Raw genomic sequence first — 1,418 nt, 5'->3', positions numbered from 1 at the left:
CCACTTGAATCGCTGCACGCTCTTCACCCTCAGCGGGGGGGAAGACGTATTTATCCGCCAGCATCAGCAGGAAATTCCGGAGATTGTCCGGGGTTCCTCCAAGCCAATACTGGAAGCTGAGCATGAAGCTGCGAGCATCCTGGGCTTTTTCCACCGGCAGGTATTTGAGAACCGTTGGAAGTGTGTTCAGCAGCTTGAGCATGGCGTCTTGAAATCCAGCCCCACCGGATTCCTTTCGCTTTTTCATGAAGCCGGCAATCGCACTTTTGCTCTGGCCGAGCTGCGCCATCGAGAAGCTGCCGAGCTTGTTCAGCCGCATCACCTCTGGCATCGAGGGGAAGACAACGGCTGCTTTTAAACGATCGCGGTGGGGGGCAACGGCATCGACCACTTTTTGGGCCAAATCTTCGATAAAAATCAGCGAAGCAATAAAAACGTCTGCCTCAGCTACATCGGCACAAAAATCGGCGTAATTGTCGTCATCACGCAACTCTTCGATGAGATACCCGCTCAACTCGATCCCGAGCTCAGCGCCGGCGGCGTTTAACGCATTGGCGGCTTGGGTCAGTGCGTTTTGGTACTGGGGCTCCAGCACCACGTACACCGCCTTCATCACTGACTTGTGGCTTTGACCTTCAACAGGGGCTACCCGGCGATCTGCGGAGCGGACCTGCGTGAACATCTGAGCACTGTGAACGATGTTAAGAACCTAAACGTGACTTCCATCGAGAGCTTGAAAAGTATCGATTGGTTGCGATTGGTCTTCACCCATGCGGGCCCATAGGCTTTGGGTGTTCGCGCCGCTTCGATGTCCTCTCCAATTCCTGTTGTTGTTGCGGGAGCTCTTGGCCGCATGGGCGCAGAAGTCATCAGGGCCGTGCTGAATGCTGAGGACTGCCAGTTGGTGGGTGCGATCGACAACACCCCTGGGAAGGAGGGGGTTGATGTTGGGCTAGAGCTTGGAATCAAAGAACTCGAGGTCGCCGTCACAGCCGATTTCGAAGGTTGCCTTTGTGCCGTAAGCCAATCGGTACGGAATTCCAACCAAAGCGCTGTGTTGGTGGACTTCACCCATCCTTCTGTGGTGTTTGATCACACCAGAGCTGCAATCGCCTACGGCGTGCATCCCGTGATTGGCACAACAGGTCTCAGCCCAACGCAACTGAACGATCTCACCGAATTTTCAGCCAAAGCTTCGATTGGAGGGGCAGTGATTCCCAATTTCTCCGTGGGGATGGTGCTCTTGCAGCAAGCTGCGGCGGCAGCGGCCCGCTTCTATGACCACGCCGAGCTAACCGAGCTTCATCACAACCGCAAAGCGGATGCTCCGAGTGGCACCTGCATCAAAACAGCCGAACTCATGGAAGAGGTCAAACAAAGCTTCAACCCAGCGGAGGTGGATGAGCATGAATCGCTGC

Annotated in this window: 2 protein-coding genes; one reads left to right on the top strand and one right to left on the bottom strand. The window is 55.3% G+C overall.

The window, feature by feature from the left end:
* The coding region (locus tag WH5701_RS00480; protein ID WP_037979172.1) for a DUF3479 domain-containing protein at window positions 1-682 on the bottom strand (682 nt) is incomplete at its 3' end.
* Window positions 683-808: 126 nt separating this feature from the next.
* On the opposite strand from WH5701_RS00480, the gene dapB reads away from it, so the two are divergent.
* On the top strand, window positions 809-1,418 hold a 610-nt coding region (dapB, locus tag WH5701_RS00475; protein WP_037979175.1), incomplete at its 3' end, for a 4-hydroxy-tetrahydrodipicolinate reductase.

The sequence above is a fragment of the Synechococcus sp. WH 5701 genome, assembly GCF_000153045.1.
Classification (GTDB): Bacteria; Cyanobacteriota; Cyanobacteriia; order PCC-6307; family Cyanobiaceae; genus Regnicoccus_A; species Regnicoccus_A antarcticus.
Note: the sequence above shows the minus strand (reverse complement) of the source record. Positions and strands in the feature narration are given on the sequence as shown.